Source organism: Amycolatopsis sp. MJM2582 (assembly GCF_000754115.1).
Lineage (GTDB): Bacteria > Actinomycetota > Actinomycetes > Mycobacteriales > Pseudonocardiaceae > Amycolatopsis > Amycolatopsis japonica.
In genome coordinates this window covers 64274-79707 of record NZ_JPLW01000008.1, presented here as the reverse complement: position 1 = coordinate 79707, position 15434 = coordinate 64274, and the positions used below count along the sequence as shown (strand labels likewise).

Here is a 15434-nt window from a genome sequence, read left to right as displayed (position 1 = left end):
CGATAGACGTGTGCACGGCGATTAAGGTCCGATCGAGCAGATGGTGTCCGAAGTCAGCCCCGCGGTGGCCTCGGGCTGGACGTTTTCAGGTCAGCGCCCCATGGCGAGTGCGCCAATACTGGCCGAAGCACTCAGAGCCGACAACGCCACGATCATCTCGGGACGGATCCGCGGCCCGCGAGCACCAGGAGCCACGCAACAAGAAGCCACGGTGCCGACCGGAACCAGATGGCACTGAGGTGCTGCGACTGACCGATCGCAGGCTACGCCGACTCTGATCACTATCAATCCAGATGGACCATCGCTCGTGAGTCTCGAGGCGGCCAAAGTGTCGGTGCTGGTCGCTAGCCTGTTGCTATATGGGCAGGGCGTGCTGGGCAGGAGGTGCGTAAGTTGTCGAATGTCGTCGCGGATCGCGCGCGGGTGGTGGCTGCGTTCGAGGAACCGACGTTGTCGCTCCTGCACCAAGCTCACGCGGCGGCGGTCATCGCAGTGTTCCGGTCGGCTTTCACCCGCGATGTGCCGGTGGTTACGGCCGTCCGCTTGCACAGCATGGTCGAGACGTTCGTTGATGAACTGAGGTTGGCCGGGGTGGCCGACAGGCGGATCCCGTCCGGCTCTGGTAGGGATCTCTGTCGCAAGTGGGTCTCCGGTCAGTGGCTTATCCGCTCTCTCGCCGAGGACGGTGCCGAGCAGTATTCGCTCACTTCACATGCCCAGGACGCACTGCGGCTGGTCGAGCAGTTGATGCGGGAACGGGCCACGCTGTCCGAACATCGGATCGCGACGATCCTCGACCAGGCCCGGCGGTTCAACCGGGTGGCGAATCCCGATCGCGCTGCGCGAGTCAGCATCCTGGATGCCGAGATCTCCCGTTTGACCCAGGAACGTGATCGGCTATTGGCCGGTGGGGACATGCCGACGGTCAGCGGGGACTACATGCTGCAGGGCTTCGCCGAGCTGACCGAACTCGTCTCTGGCCTGCCGTCGGATTTCGCACGTGTCTCGGAGTCGTTTACCGCACTGCGGGATCAGATCTTCGCATCACTACGCGCTGAGGATCGTCCGGCAGGCGAAGTCATTGACGAGTACTTGCAGCGTGCGGACACCCTCGAGGAGTCCACCCAGGAGGGCCGCGCGTTCATGGGTGCCTTCGACCTGCTGCGCGACCAAGCTTTGGTCGAGCAGCTGCGCGAAGACATCGCTGCCCTGCTTGCCCACCCTTTGGCTGAAGAAATCCTCACGACCTCCGACCGCAGCGAACTACGGGGCACTGTGTCCCTCATCCGACAAGGTATGAGTCGGGTGATTGCGGAGCGAGCGCGGGCAACATCGGCCCTCCGCGAATTCATCATCACGCACGACCTGACGCGCGATCGTGAACTTGACGCGATGCTGAGGGCGCTGGAGGCTGAGACAGCGACTTGGATGGAGTCAGCCGGCCCGAAGGCCAGGGTACTGGTGCCCTTGTTGCCGTCGGACATCGACGTCGCTGTGCTCCGGGAACGGTTCCACGACGCCGACGTGAGCGTCCCGCCGCCACCCCTTGCCGATGTGTCCGACCATCAGCCCGTCGAAATGTCTATGCGAGATCTGATGACCCAAGGCGGCCCCTCGCTCGGCGCGATGACGTCGTGGCTGAAGCGCCTGGCAGTACCCGGCGGCCCGCCCTCGGGTGGTGCCTTGTTCACCGAATTGCCCGACCCGCTGCGTCGCCCGGTGGAGATCTTCGGCGTGCTCCACCTTGCGGCCAATACCGATGACCTGGATGTCACCGGCAAAGCCGAGGCCTATGAGACAGTACGTCCGGATGGCACCCGACGGACGCTGTTCGCGCCCGAGGTGGTCAGCTCGACCAGGAAGGGCGATGGGGGTCCTCCTGCAGGCCGCGCGACAGCAGAACCAGTTGTAACAAGACTCACCGACCGCAACGACTTTGACGAGGTGGGCAGCACAGAAGGCGACCGACTTGACGGGCGGCCGCATGACTGAAAACGGCGACGCGGCCACGAGCGATCGGGGGCGAGTCGGCGAGGAGTTCCCCGACCTCGAGGAGTTCGATGACGAGCTGGATAGGACGTCGACGTTGTCGCTGTTCGAGGGTGATGACGGTGGACTCATGTTTGCGCAGCGGCAAGCGCTGGTCCAGCTGGTCAAAGAGCCGTTCATCAGCGCTCAGACGCATCCGCGGGAGTGGCGAGCCCTCCTCGGCAACCCACGTCCCATCAGATCGCGCTTGAATGACCTGTTCATGGTCCTCGAACTGGATACCCAGCGCGAGGTGGCCTTCAAGAGGCAGGCTGTGCCTGAGGGCGGTGGCCGGCGGTTCCCCACACTGTTCTACGACCGCGCGTGGCCCCGGGAGGAGACCATCGTACTGCTCTTCCTCCGTACGCGGTTTCACACTGAGCAGGCGGCGGGGAACGGCCGCGCCTTCGCCGATCGCGACGACATCCATGACTACCTTGCTCGCTTCAGGCCCGCCCACGCGACGGACAAGGCCGCTGACCGCGGTCGAGTCGAGCGCGCGATTGACAACGTGTACAAGACAGGGCTACTCATCGGACGCAAGACCGCTGCGCGCTTCGAGATTGCTCGCGCGATCGAAGTCGTCATGCCCCTAGCGAAGTTGAACGAACTTCTCACATGGCTGCGGCAGCAAAACGGAAGCGAGCAGCGCTCCTCGGACGTCGCGGTCGATTCGCCGGTCAGCGGGGTTCTCGATGCCCCGATTCCTAATACCGACGAGGGAGTGTCTGGTGACTGAAGAACAGGTTCTTGATCGCGCCTCGCCGCAACCGTTAGCCGAGGTCCAACAGGTCGCTGCCACGGTGCAGCATCGCCTGGAAACAATCCAGCTCGTGAACTGGGGTGGCTTCGAGGGCCACACGATCGTCGAGCTCGATCACGACTCGACGCTAATGTCCGGATCGTCGGGCAGTGGGAAATCAACGATCCAGGATGCCTGGCTAGCTTTGCTCCAACCGTCTGACACCCCGTTCAACGGTGCCTCCAACGACGCCGTCGGCGGTCGGGCGCGCTCAGCCGAGCAGCGAAACTTGCTGTCGTACCTGCGTGGCCAGGTCGACACCACCGAAGGTGCGGACGGCCAGCACAAAGCCAAGGTCCTGCGGGGGGACGCCACCGACACCTGGGGCGCGGTCGGCGCGACGTTCATCGGCGATCACGGACGTCGTCTGACCGCGTTCCGCCTCTACTATGCGAGCGCCAGGACCACCCGCTCTGCCGACGTGGTCAGTCGCATGTTCACCTTCGACGGGAATCTCGACCTGGCGGAACTTGCGCCCCTGACCACCACTCGCCCGGCGCCGTTCGCTCCGGCACAGGTCAAAGCGGCAGTTCCTGGGCTACGGCACCACGAGACGTATCAGTCGTTCTCCCAGACTCTGTTCACGCGCCTGGGCATCGGTGCCAACGGTGACGGTCTCAAGGCCTTGCGCCTGCTGGCACGAGTCCAGGCCGGCCACCAGATCCGTACCGTCGACGAACTCTACAAGGAGATGGTCCTCGAACGGCCGGCCACTTACGACGACGCAGACCGCGCCGTCAAGCACTTCAACGCCCTCGAGGACTCCTACCTGAAGATGCGCGATGAACAGGACAAAGCTGAGCTGCTTGCGCCGATAAAGTCCTGGAACAAGGACCTGCGTGCCGCGGAAACCGAGATAGAAGTCATCGACACCTTCGGGCTGGCCCTCGGAGCCGACTCACCCATCGGGCTGTGGGCGCTGCGCACAGAGGATCAACTGCTCACCGTCGCGGCCGACACCAATCGCGAGCGGCGCCGCCAAAACAAGGACGATCTCGTGAGGGCCCAGCGGGCCCGGGGAGAAGCAGAGGAAGCGGTACAGCGGGCAGAGGCCGAACACGACGCCGCAGGCGGCGGAACACTACGGCAGATCGCCACGGAGATTCAGAACGAGTCCAATCGTCGGCTCGGCCGTGACGCGCGGCGAGCCGATCTCGCGGGAAAGACCGTAGCTCTGGTCGGTCATTTTGCGGGTGGCTTGGGGTCGAAGGACGACTACGATCTCCTGTGCGAGGCAGCCGCCAAGTTCTTGCGGAACGCGGACGCCGCCGCCGACGAGGTGCAAATGAGACGGGACGATCTGAAGGGAGACGAGGTCCGCCTCCTCGATCGCCGTCGAGACCTCCGCAACGAGCGTGCGTCCTACGAAGGCCGGAGTGGGAGCATCCCCCCATGGCTCGACGGGCTACGCCAGCAGGTCGCCCATGCGGCCGGGTTCACTCCAGACGAACTGCCGTTCCTGGCCGAACTCATCGACGTCGCCGGGGGGCACCAGGAATGGCGCACTGCCATCGAGACCGTCCTCGGCGCCAGCGCACGGCAACTCCTGGTCCCCGCAGATCGGCTCGAGGACTTCTCCCACCGCATCGACCCGTTACGCCTCACCGGCCGAATCACGTTCGTCGGAGTACCGCTCAGCGAATGGGACCCGACACTGCCCGCAACGGCCGACCCCAGCCGAATCGCCGGCAAACTACAGTTTAAGGACACGCTGTTCACCTCGTGGGTGTTCCACCATGTCACGCAGGAGGCCCGCAACGCACTGTGCGTCCGCAGTCCTGACGACCTCAACGGGCCAGGGTATCGAGTGACCCTAGCCGGGCAGACCCGACAGGGCCGACGCGGCGCGCACGGACGCGCGGACCGCCACAACATGATCGGGTTCTCCAACACCGACGTGCTCCACTCGATCGACTCTGAACTCGACGAGATCGACACTGAGCTGGGTAGTCTGACGGCACGGATCCAGCGTGTCGAAGGAGAGCAATCCACGCTGCGAGCACAGGTCAGCGCCTGTCAAGCCGTGGGGCAAATCCGATGGGACGATATCGACGTGCCTGGGTCGGATCGACACATCTCCGAGCTCGAGGCCCGGCGGGAAAAACTACTCGCCAGCAATGACCGGCTTCAGGCAATGCAAGTACACATTAGATTTCTCCACGGCGAACTCGAAGAAGCGCGGCGCACGGTTTACTCTCACGAACAACAGGAAAAAAAGCTAAACGAAGAACATGCCACCCTTGTTGACCGGCAGGACAACGCGGTCAACGAGCTCGACCGCATCGATCGGGAACAACGGGTCCTGCTCACCAACGACCAAAAGCGCCGCCTCGACGAGGAGTTCGCGGCCGCCGCTGGTGATCGAGCACCAAACTTGAGTGACTTCTCGGAGAATCTCGCCACCATGCACGGACAGCTCAGGTCCGGCTTGGACAACGCCAAACGTGCGGTCGCAGACCTCACCCGGCATATAGAAGACCGTTTCATACAGTTCCAACGGTTATGGGAAGACCCCAACCTAGGCACGAAGCTCTCCTCCTACGCCGACTACTCGCGCATCTACGACGACATCGAAACAATCGGCCTGCACAAGCGCCGCGACGAATGGCGCAGCAAGCTCGCCAAGTGGTCCGGCCAGGACCTCGTGCCGCTTGCTCACTCCATGGGCGATGCGATCGACGAGATTGAGAAACGCCTCGATCCGATCAACAGCATCCTCCGTGACCTGCCGTTCGGCGCCAACGCCAACCGGCTACGCATCCGGATGAAGCGGCAGGTGTTCGATCACGTCATAACGTTCCGTCGAGAGCTGGCCCGCCTGTCATCACTGGCGACCAAGCAGCTGAGCGACGACGAACTCGAAACGCGTTTCAAGGACCTTCAGGCCTTCATGAACCAGATCCGAACAAGGGACGACGAACGTGGACTCCCGGTCGCACGCGGCCGCGGCGGCGCCCTGCCCGGGGCCGTCGAGCGTGACCGAGACCGCCTGCTCGACGTCCGCAAGCACGTCACGATAACCGCCGAGTGTTATGACCTGGAGACCAACCAACTTATCTCGACCCACTCGTCGCTCGGCGGAAAGTCAGGAGGTGAGTCGCAGGAACTCATTGCTTTCATCGTCGGTGCCGCACTCCGGTTCCGGCTCGGCGACCAGCTGCGGGAGCGGCCACGATTCGCGCCGGTATTTCTCGACGAAGGCTTCATCAAATCCGATGCCGAATTCGCCGGAAGAGCAGTCCGAGCATGGCGAGGCCTAGGCTTCCAACTGATCATCGGTGCACCGCTGGATAAGGTCACCGGTCTCGAACCACACATGAACGAATTGCTCGCAATAACTAAGAACACGCGCACGCACTACTCGTTCTTGCATCCGGTGAAGGATCGCCAGGCGTTCCGCGCAACCTTAGCCAGCCTTACAGACACGACCGATCAACCTGCGGCAGCAATCCTTGACCCGCCCGGAAACCTGGCACGCCAGGACAACGCCAGCTGACAAGCCACGCTCAGACAACGGACGTGAATCGGAACACGAACATGGACCGTCTCATCGCCGGGATCAAGACCCCGATCACCGTCACAGCAGACGTGAGGAACAGACTGTTACGCACCTGGCCTGACACGGTACTCTACGAGCAGGGATGGCGGGGCCCCAGCCTCGCCCCAGGCCAACGGGCCTGCACCGTCCGCGATCAAGGTCAAGACTCGCCGCAAGGCCGCGCCTACCCCTGGCCGCACTCGTTCCCCTTAGGGCAACCCAACGCCGAAGAACTGGCCTCAGTCTTCGGCGATGTCGTCAATCTGGTCAATATCTGGCGCGAGCAGGCCAGGAAGGCGAGCCTGTCGCTGACCTGGCGGCAACGACGTGTCCACGGCACGGAACAGCAGTTGCCAACCCACCTCGTCGTGAACGACATCGATTCAGCCGCTCGCATCACCGGCTGGCGACCACTGCTCGCCACTGCCCGGACCCGCGCTCGCATCTTGATCGAACAGCACCCGCACATGCAAGCCGCGCCCAACGTGCTACGCAAGATTCTCGACTACAGTGAAGTGGACTTCGAGCTACTCAACCGCGCCGCCCGTTGGTTCGCAGCCCGCGCCGCAGCCGGCACCCTCGAACCGCTCACACCTCGGCAGGTCCCCATCGAGGGCATGCACGCGAAATGGCTGAGCACCCGGCAGGGTCTGGTGCAGAACCTCGCCGGAATCGACGACCTGGGCCTGCTGCCACCCCACCCTCCCCGACTACACTTCACCTACCTCGACCCAGGACACCTCACTGCCGACGGCCGCAGACACGACTGTGCCACGGTCGGAGACCCTGCCGCACTTCCCTACATCCCCCGCATCGTCATCATCAGCGAAAACAAGGACACCGCGATCCACTTCCCGCCCTTGACCGCCGGCGTCGCCGTCGAAGGCAACGGCCGCGGCGGAGCCACGGCAGCATCCTTCAGATGGATCACCAACGCAAACACAGTGTTCTACTGGGGTGACATCGACGCAGACGGATTCGAGATCCTTAACGAGTTTCGCGCCGCAGGTGTGAAGGCGCAGTCGCTACTCATGGACCATGTCGCGTACGAAAAGTGGGAAAGATACGGCACGAACATCGACCGTCACGGCAAGCCGCTACAAGCTCGTACCCCGCGTGAAACTCCGCATCTCACTCAGTCTGAGCGCGCCCTTTACGAGAACCTCTGCTCGCCGTCATGGACTCGACACCGACGCGTAGAGCAGGAACGCATTCCGCTGCACATCGCACGAGAAGCCGTATCCATTGGCTGAGGCCACAAGCACGGAAACTTGGAGTTCTGCGCTTGCCTCTCGCCTGTTCGTTCTATTCGTCCGGCGGGTTAGTCAACTGCGGTTCAGCGAACCAAATAGGAGCCCATCGGTTTACCCAGCATGTCCGGCCGTCGAGGACGACCGTACTGCTGCCGTGGGGAGCCAGAACCGCCACAGCACCGAGGGCACGCCGTCATGTCGAGCTTGGCCGCGAGGTCGAGACTGCACGAGTCTGGTACGTAGCTACTGGACAAGGAGCCCGATCTGACGGAGTCCTAGGCAGCTACTACGCCTGATCAGGCGAACCTAAGTGTTGTGGTTAGTGAGCAACTCCCCCCTCGGACACAAATTCATGGTGGATCTCCCACAGCACAGAGTAATCGGCCCGCTTCGGCGGGTCTTTCTTGCGTTACCGGTACGACCTGGTCGTCTAGACTGATCCTGGTCGCGCCCTCCCCGCGTACGGCAGTCCGGGGAGGTGTGTCATGACCCGTCCGATCTCATCGGTGTCCCTGCCCACCGCTGTCCCCGCGTCCGCGCGGGTCCGGTCGCCGTTGTCATCCCCCGTTCCGCTGGAGCTTCCGTCCCTGCACACGCCAGGCGCCGCCAGCGGGCCGCGATTGTCGATCGCGGTGCTCGACGCCGGGGGGCGCCTGCAGGACCGGGGTGCGGTAGCGGCTCTGGACTGGAGCGCGGGCGACCGGCTGCTGATCACGCTCATCCAGACGTCGGTGGTGATCCACCGGCGCGCCGACGGCGTCTTCGTCATGCCCGCAAGCCCTACGTCTGCCTCCCCGCCACGGTCCGCAGGGCCTGCGGCGTCGATGCGGGCGCCCGCATGCTCCTGGTCGCCGACGCCGAGCACGACGTCCTCGTCGTCCACCCCGAACCCGCCGTGCAGGCGATGCTGCGCGCCTTCCACGCCTCGCTCGCCACCACTGAGGAGGCATCATGAGCAACTCCGCCAGCCCGCAGGACCTCGAAACCGCTCGTCTTCTTCTGGACCGTCTCGGCGTCGACCCCGCCGAACTCCTCACGACCACCGCACAGGAGAACGAGTCGTCGCGGCGCCGGCCCATGCCGACCATCCGGGAATGGATTCCCGTCGTCGCCGCGCTGCTGTCCCGCAGCACCGCAGCCTCCTACGGGTCGTACTGGGCGAAAGCCGAGGCGGTGTGGGGTGACCGGCCCATGGACACGATCACCGCCACCGAGATCAAAGCCCAATCTGAGATCGCGCGCGCCACGGCCGTGGTCCGCCGCAACTCTCGCGGCGGCCGCAACGCGGCCGAGAACTTCATCGCCGCCGTCCGCTGCCTCTACAAGCACTGGAGAACGACGGCCGGCTCGACCAGCACCGCAATCCCGCCCGCCGGGTCACCAAACCACGGCGCAATCCCTCCACCCGCCGGGCCCTGCCCAACGGGCAGCTGTCCGAGCTCAACGACGTCGTCGCCAGCACCGGCAACGACCCCGAACTCGACGCCCTCCTCTGCCGCCTGCATGAGGAGACCGCCTGCCGCCGCGGCGGTGCCCTCGCCCTCCGCCCGAGGGACCTTGATCGACGGCAATGCACCGTCCTGCTCCGGGAGAAAGGTGAAACCGAACGCTGGCAACCCGTCTCTCCCACCCTGATGCGCCACCTCATCGCACACGGGGAGGAACGCGGCAACGGCGACCGAAAGGAGCAGCTCCTGCGCTACGCCAACGGCAACCCCATCACCAAACGCCGTTACGACTACATCTTCCGCCGGGTCAGCGCTGAGCTCGAGTGGGCCCGGGCCTTGCAGGTCACTGCCCACTGGCTGCGGCACACCACCCTGACCTGGGTCGAGCGCAATTTCGGCATCGGTGTGGCCCGCGCCTACGCCGGACACTCCGACACCGGCAGCGACCTCACCACCACCAGCTACGTCAAAGCCGACATCACCGAAGTCGCCGCCGCGCTCGCCGCACTCACCGGCGAACCACACCCGCTCGCGGCCTGACCCCAGGGCGCCAAAACAGCCCTGTATGCCGGAGGTGGTGCTCGCGGTCTCCCCGCGAGCACCACCTCCGGCTCCTGTCAGCCCTCTCGCGGGTCGCCACGGTCGAGCAGCGATGCGTGAAAGCCGGTGACCATCGCATGCAAAACGTGCTGGGGATACACCACCAGCAGATCATGCTCGAGCAACGACGCCAGCAACACCTGCTCCCCCACCCGCATCCGGCACCGCGACCGAAATCTCGAGGGCAGCGCCACACCCATCTTCGATGGGATGCGCGCGGTCATACGTTCACTCGTCCGACCTACGACAAGAAGACCAGCGGACACATCGAACCGAATCGACTGCCCCGCGCACCAATCCAGCTGAGAAAGAGCGACCTTGGCGGCTACAGTGCCGGTCTCATCGATCCGAACAAGACTGAAACCTACCGAGCCGCCCTTGACCAACGCACCGAGCTCAGCCAACGGCGGAGGAACCATACCCCTCGTCGTTGAACCTCCGACAGGCATCAGCAACGACGCAACGATCCTGTCAGCCACCGGAACAGCCTCAGCATCTCGCCCCAGAGGACCCGACGAACTTCCCCCAGCCATACCATCATCCCGCTGGCCACCGGAGTTGCTTGAACAAGTTGTAGTCATGGCACGTCCCTGATCCTTCACGCAGGGAGGGCGCAACTAACCACACCAAGACTGCCGAAACCTGACAGCAATCGCAATCAACGTCCAAGATCGTTCACACCCATCAAGCCAATGCGTGTCTTTGCGCCCGTCGCGCTCTGCCAACACGACAGACCCTGGACGACCGGCTCATCTAACCGCTGAGCCGTCACGCACCTGAAGACTACGCCCGCGTCCTGGACTGGTTCTCCCTCGGCGAGCTGGAGTGCTGGGCCATGACCTCGCCCGCTGAGGACCCCAGTACCGCGCTGCTCGCGCAGCTCAAAATGGCGTAGTCCGTGTCCGGCATGAAGCCCAACGATGACGTGCTGGCCCTGCTCACGGCCGAGCCGGAAGCCGACCCGCTCGCCGCGTCGAGTACACGGGCGATGAAGAGGACGACGCGCGCGCCGAGCTCAACGTGCTTCACCACGGCTTCTGCGAACGCACTGCCCGCGAGTTGGAACGGATGCGGCTCGCGACCGAAAGCGAGTACTGGTTCTGCGTCTGCTTCAAGAGCCAGGACGACAAGGACACCTTCCTCGCCCCCGCCGGTCTCGTCGTCATCGGGGACAAGTACCTCGACGGCTACGCCACCGCGGAACTGCTCGGCGTCACCATGCCCGAACCCGACGACACCGAGAGGGGGGTGAACTGAATGCCTCCACGCAAGCGACAGACCGCCGCAGCCAAGCGACGCGGCGCCGCCCGCAAGAAGGCCACCACCGCCCCCTAAGCGAAGGGACGCGGCAAGGCGTCGAGCGGCTCTAGCTAAGCAATCACGAAGTCCCCCGACGCTCCGTTGCGTGACGGCGATGCGATACTTGACTCGTACCCTGGGTGAGAGTCAAGTACTCAGGGTACGTAACGATGTGAATGGGTGGGCGCCCGAGTCGGACGCCCACCCCTGCCTAGCTCAGCAGGTAGCCAAACTCGTGAGCTAGGGCAGCCAGCGCCGTGAGGAGCTGGATCACCGTGATGAGGTTGCGTCTCCAGTCGAGGTTCTTTTCCCGGCTGGGGACGCGATCCAACGGTCCATCACCAGATTTCTCGGGCGACGATCCGTGACACTTGTCCGGCGGTGGTTCACCGGAGCCATCTCCATCCCGTCGACTTTCACCCATTCGTGTTCTCCTTTCCGGCGATCTGCCGGTCTTGCGATCGCCTACCCCGGACGATCGAGAACGAGGAGACCACGTAGCAAGTGACGCCGTGCACGAGAATAACCGACCCCACACGGGCCGGTAAGTCGGGGTCGTTTGTCGTGGAGCAAAGTTGTTGCAGCGCAACAACTTTGCTTGCTGCGATGTTAGATTTGGTTGACACTAAGGTCGGTGTAACTTTTAGTTGACAACTAAGTCGGCTTGTAATCTATAAGTTACAGCCGCATTGGAATCTTAAGTCTGCCTACTCTTCGGGTTTAAACCTGGATTATTACGCGTCTCCAAAACTAGTTCAGAACTAGTCTTTGACTAGTCTTTCGTAAGACTAAAGCGTTGCTCGCTACACGTCCCGCTGGTGGTGGTCGCCTCATGGGAAGGCGCGGACCTGCGGGGAAGCCAACCTCGCTGCGGATCTTGCACGGTGACCGCAAGGACCGGATCAACGATGCAGAGCCAGTGCCGCCTGTCGTGGAGGTCGTGCCGCCGGAGTGGCCGTCGGAGAAGGGGCGGGCAATCTGGCACCGGCTCGCGCCGAGCATGATCACCCGCAAGGTGCTGACCGCGTGGGACGTCGACGCGTTCGGCGTCTTGTGCGAGGCGTTGGCCTGCTACGCCGTGGCTACTGCCCTGGTGAACGGCTCCGCGCTACTGGTTCCCGGTGGCGGCGGCTTGGTGCCGAATCCGGCGTTGAAGGAGCAGGCCGATTCCGAGCGCACGTTCCTGACGTTCGCGGCACGGTTCGGGCTGACGCCGTCGGACCGGCAGGCGATCAAGGCCGAGGTGAGCGCCGATGGCGGGACCTCGGGCGACGCGGGCCGCCTCCACTCCTAAACCTCGTTCCCTCACGACCAAACCCAGTTCCAAGACCGGCACGCCGAAGTCCCCGCGACCTCCGGTGTGCGGCTGGTCCTTCGACGGACGTGCCTGCGCCAACGCGGCGACCACCTTGCCAGCAGCGCGCCGATCATGCGCAGGCATTTGCCGAAGAGATCTGCGTGCACACCAAAGACCGGTGGGCAAGGACCCCGTTCATCCTCGCTAACTGGCAGCGCGACGACATCGTCCGGCCGCTGTTCGGCGAGGTCCGGAGTGGCAGACCTACGTCCGCCGCTACCGGTCCGGCTGGATCGAGCTCGCCCGCAAGAACGGCAAGTTCGAACTGCTGGCGTTCGTCGCGCTCTACATGCTCGTCGGGGACGGAGTCGAGTCCGCCGAGGTCTACGGCGCTGCCAGCGACAAGGACCAGGCGCGGCTGGTGTTCAACGTCGCCGCCCACATGGTCGCGCTGTCCCCGGTGCTGTCCAAGCGGCTGCGGGTGGTCGAGCACGCCGCCCGGATCGTGGACGAGACCAACAGCGTGTATCAGGTCATCCGGCCGACGCGCTGGGCAACCTCGGGTCGAACCCATCGTGCGTGATCTTCGACGAGGTCCTGACCCAACCGAACGGCGACCTGTGGGCCGCGCTGTGCACCGGCATGGGCACCCGCGTGCAGCCACTGCTGCTCGCCGCCACGACGGCGGGCAACGACCCCACCAGCTTCGCCAAGTCCGAGCACGACGAGTGCGTGAAGATCGCCGAAAACCCCTCCCGCGCCCCGCACCGGTTCGTATACCTGCGCAACCTGCCTGCCGAGGCGGCCCCCCGGGACGAATTGAACTGGTACTGCGCGAACCCGGCCTTGGGCGACTTCCTCTCGCTGGCCGCGCTACGGGAAGAGGCGCTCGAAGCGCGCAACGATCCGGGACGGGAGACCAGCTTCCGCCAGTACGGCTGAATCAGTGGGTCTCGAGGTTTCCGCGGTGGATGCCCATGCACCTCTACGCCGCGTGCACCGGAACCGACTTCGCCGAACCCGCACGCCTGCGGGAGCTGGTCGCTCGCCGGCCAGCGTGGGCGGCCTGGACCTCGCGTCCAAACTGGACCTGACGGCCAGGTACCTGATCGTGCGAGACGGCATCGGCGGTCATGTCTCGGCACTGTGGCGTTTCTGGCTGCCCGAGGCCGGAGTGGACTTCCTCGACGAGCACACCGACCACCGCATCTCCCAATGGGTCGATCAAGGATGGATCACCACCACTCCAGGTGAGGTCATCGACTACGAGGTCATCGAGGCCGACGTCGCCGCCGGCTGCGCCGCACTGCGGGCCGCCGATATCAACTACGACGAGTGGAGCGGCGAACCCGTCCGCCACCGCCTCGAACGCGTCACGCGAGTGCCAATGTACCCAGTGCCACAGACGTTCCGCGGAATGACTCACGGCATGGCCGAACTCATGACGCTCACCCGCGCCCGCTCATGGTCACACCACGGCAACCCCGTGGCGGCGTTCTGCTTCGACTGGGTGAAGGTGCGCCATCCACCCGGAGAACCCGACCTCATCCGACCCGACAAACCCCCCCCACGCGGAAAGACCGGCAAGCGCATCGACGCCGTACCCACCGCCGCTATGGCGGTCTCGGGCTGACGACTGCGTGGTCAGAAGCCGAAGAATGTGAGGTTACGAGTACACTTGAGATTCGACACCGGCTAATCCCAGGTCCATTCTGAAACAGATCTTCAATGCCTGGCGTCCAGTATATATTTCCTGTGCTACCTCACTGATTTCCTCAACAGTTTGCTTCTTCTTGATTCTGGAATAGTGCTTATATACAAGTCCGAGCAGTCGGTCTGCAGCACCCTCAGTCTCGCGGCTGCCCACTACTCGAATTCGCGAGACGAGCCTGCGCACACTGGCGGCACGCTCGTTCATGCTGTCGATCTCGTCGGCGAATTCCGCATCGGTCACATCTATGGCCTTCACGGCACCTTCTAGCCAGAGCATCAGGGCATCGTGAAGTTCCGAGTATGCCTCCACCCGGCGATCTCGCCAGTTCATGCGAGACTCATGACTAAGGTCTTGATGCCTCTTACTGTCTTCCCTTTGCCAGCGCTCACGCTCTCTTGCCAGTTCCCGAGACCAGCGTTTGTCGTCCCTTTTTGTTGTAATACAGGCCGCACCCAATGGTCCAATGAGCGCGATTCCGGCGAGTAGCATCGATACCCAAAGCGGCGTCTGACTGTTCGGCATGTATGAATGATAGTGGTGGTCATGGACGGCAGTTGACTTCGCCGAACTGAGCCCGGAGCAGTGGATCACTCGACAACACGACGCGCAGATCCCGGGGTTGGAATCCTCGATGCGCACCGGCCCGCACTTCTGGACCTGGGTGTAATTCCAACCCAAGGTCCTCGACTTTTACCTCCACGAACCGCGCCGCTACACCGTCACCGCGAGCCGCATCACCTGCCTAGACGTGTGGGGCCTCTCGATCGGCCGAACCTCCGACGGCCTCGTCGAGGTCGACCTCTACGACCTCTCGCGACTGCCGTCGCCGGAGTGGAACCACTGGAAAAGCCACAACGTCGCGCCCACAGGTGGCGAACCCGACTCCGGAAAACTCGAACGGGAGCGCCTCAACAAGATCGCCGCGAGCCCCGACACCGTCCGCGATCTGCGAACCGCGGTCACATGCGCCAACGACGCGGCTCAACGCCATCAGGGCTGGCCGCTATGGCGGCCACTCGCCGAACCCGCGGCCACCGAGTGGCAAGCCCTGCACGCACCGGTCGTCAACGACATGAATGCTCTCCTGAGCCCGCTGCTGACCCTGACGAAGGTCCTGGTCGACAGTCTCGACGAGATCCAGATCAAACGCGCGCTGAAGACACCACCGCCCGATCCCCAGACACGGAGCCTGGGGTTGCTCCAGCTCTACCTCGCCGAGCGCGGCGGAACGCCGGACGCCGTCAAGCCGCTCCGAGACCTTCAACGTCTGCGATCGAAGGGCGGTTTCGCCCATTACGCAGGCGGAGCCGTCGAGCTGGAGATCGCCGCGATAGCACCGGGACGAAACACACCCGCCGAGATCTTCGAGTACCTCTGCCGCAACATCATCCAAGCGCTCGGCTCGATCACCGAAACGCTCACGACATCCACAGACACGGGGTCGGAGGGCTAGGC

Annotated in this window: 14 protein-coding genes; 11 read left to right on the top strand and 3 right to left on the bottom strand. The window is 63.9% G+C overall.

Annotated elements, in window-relative coordinates; all coding sequences use genetic code 11:
* Positions 1-393 precede the first annotated feature (393 nt).
* From ED92_RS37820 to ED92_RS43565, 5 genes are all read left to right on the top strand, one after another.
* Positions 394-1992, top strand: coding sequence for a DUF3375 family protein (locus ED92_RS37820; RefSeq protein WP_081976059.1), 1599 nt, complete (start codon positions 394-396; stop codon positions 1990-1992).
* A complete protein-coding gene (locus ED92_RS37815) occupies positions 1985-2767 on the top strand; it encodes a DUF4194 domain-containing protein (RefSeq protein ID WP_152611129.1) in 783 nt (260 codons plus the stop codon). Before ED92_RS37820 ends, ED92_RS37815 begins: the two co-directional genes overlap by 8 nt.
* Complete coding sequence (locus ED92_RS37810) at positions 2760-6326, top strand: ATP-binding protein (protein ID WP_052121171.1); 3567 nt, start codon at positions 2760-2762, stop codon at positions 6324-6326. Before ED92_RS37815 ends, ED92_RS37810 begins: the two co-directional genes overlap by 8 nt.
* Positions 6327-6367: 41 nt before the next feature.
* Positions 6368-7621 (top strand): DUF3322 and DUF2220 domain-containing protein, encoded by a 1254-nt coding sequence (locus ED92_RS41540; RefSeq protein ID WP_052121169.1) that lies wholly within the window; start codon positions 6368-6370, stop codon positions 7619-7621.
* 1313 nt (positions 7622-8934) lie between these two features.
* Positions 8935-9609 carry a tyrosine-type recombinase/integrase gene (locus ED92_RS43565; RefSeq protein WP_369797487.1) on the top strand — a complete coding sequence of 225 codons (675 nt, stop codon included), beginning with the start codon at positions 8935-8937 and terminating at the stop codon, positions 9607-9609.
* A gap of 77 nt (positions 9610-9686) precedes the next feature.
* Here ED92_RS43565 and ED92_RS42625 read toward each other — a convergent pair whose 3' ends face one another.
* The gene (locus ED92_RS42625) at positions 9687-10073 is read right to left on the bottom strand and encodes a hypothetical protein (protein WP_152611128.1); all 387 of its coding nucleotides are present in this window, start codon (positions 10071-10073) and stop codon (positions 9687-9689) included.
* A gap of 379 nt (positions 10074-10452) precedes the next feature.
* Positions 10453-10698: a hypothetical protein gene (locus ED92_RS43560; protein ID WP_235213489.1), complete on the bottom strand. Its 246-nt coding sequence runs from the start codon at positions 10696-10698 to the stop codon at positions 10453-10455.
* A gap of 39 nt (positions 10699-10737) precedes the next feature.
* Between ED92_RS43560 and ED92_RS43555 the strand changes: the two genes are divergently transcribed.
* From ED92_RS43555 to ED92_RS41525, 5 genes are all read left to right on the top strand, one after another.
* On the top strand, positions 10738-10926 hold the full coding sequence (locus ED92_RS43555) for a hypothetical protein (RefSeq protein WP_235213488.1): 189 nt from the start codon (positions 10738-10740) through the stop codon (positions 10924-10926).
* 961 nt (positions 10927-11887) lie between these two features.
* On the top strand, positions 11888-12262 hold the full coding sequence (locus tag ED92_RS37780; protein WP_235213487.1) for a P27 family phage terminase small subunit: 375 nt from the start codon (positions 11888-11890) through the stop codon (positions 12260-12262).
* 211 nt (positions 12263-12473) lie between these two features.
* Complete coding sequence (locus tag ED92_RS43720; protein ID WP_255355413.1) at positions 12474-12848, top strand: terminase large subunit domain-containing protein; 375 nt, start codon at positions 12474-12476, stop codon at positions 12846-12848.
* Positions 12845-13207: a terminase large subunit gene (locus ED92_RS43715; protein ID WP_052121163.1), complete on the top strand. Its 363-nt coding sequence runs from the start codon at positions 12845-12847 to the stop codon at positions 13205-13207. The genes ED92_RS43720 and ED92_RS43715 overlap by 4 nt, the downstream gene beginning before the upstream one ends.
* A gap of 115 nt (positions 13208-13322) precedes the next feature.
* Positions 13323-13898, top strand: coding sequence for a terminase TerL endonuclease subunit (locus ED92_RS41525; RefSeq protein ID WP_052121161.1), 576 nt, complete (start codon positions 13323-13325; stop codon positions 13896-13898).
* A gap of 33 nt (positions 13899-13931) precedes the next feature.
* On the opposite strand, the gene ED92_RS42620 is transcribed toward ED92_RS41525, so the two are convergent.
* The gene (locus tag ED92_RS42620; RefSeq protein WP_152611125.1) at positions 13932-14501 is read right to left on the bottom strand and encodes a hypothetical protein; all 570 of its coding nucleotides are present in this window, start codon (positions 14499-14501) and stop codon (positions 13932-13934) included.
* A 226-nt stretch (positions 14502-14727) separates the two neighbouring features.
* Between ED92_RS42620 and ED92_RS37770 the strand changes: the two genes are divergently transcribed.
* A complete protein-coding gene (locus ED92_RS37770) occupies positions 14728-15432 on the top strand; it encodes a hypothetical protein (RefSeq protein ID WP_037347128.1) in 705 nt (234 codons plus the stop codon).
* The last annotated feature ends 2 nt before the right edge of the window (positions 15433-15434 follow it).

What these genes read in the sequence shown, in the direction of transcription:
- ED92_RS43555 (WP_235213488.1), top strand. Translation starts at nt 10,738, where the DNA reads ATGCGGCTCGCGACCGAAAGCGAGTACTGGTTCTGCGTCTGCTTCAAG.
- ED92_RS41540 (WP_052121169.1), top strand. Translation starts at nt 6,368, where the DNA reads ATGGACCGTCTCATCGCCGGGATCAAGACCCCGATCACCGTCACAGCA.
- ED92_RS37815 (WP_152611129.1), top strand. Translation starts at nt 1,985, where the DNA reads ATGACTGAAAACGGCGACGCGGCCACGAGCGATCGGGGGCGAGTCGGC.
- ED92_RS42620 (WP_152611125.1), bottom strand. Translation starts at nt 14,501, where the DNA reads ATGCCGAACAGTCAGACGCCGCTTTGGGTATCGATGCTACTCGCCGGA.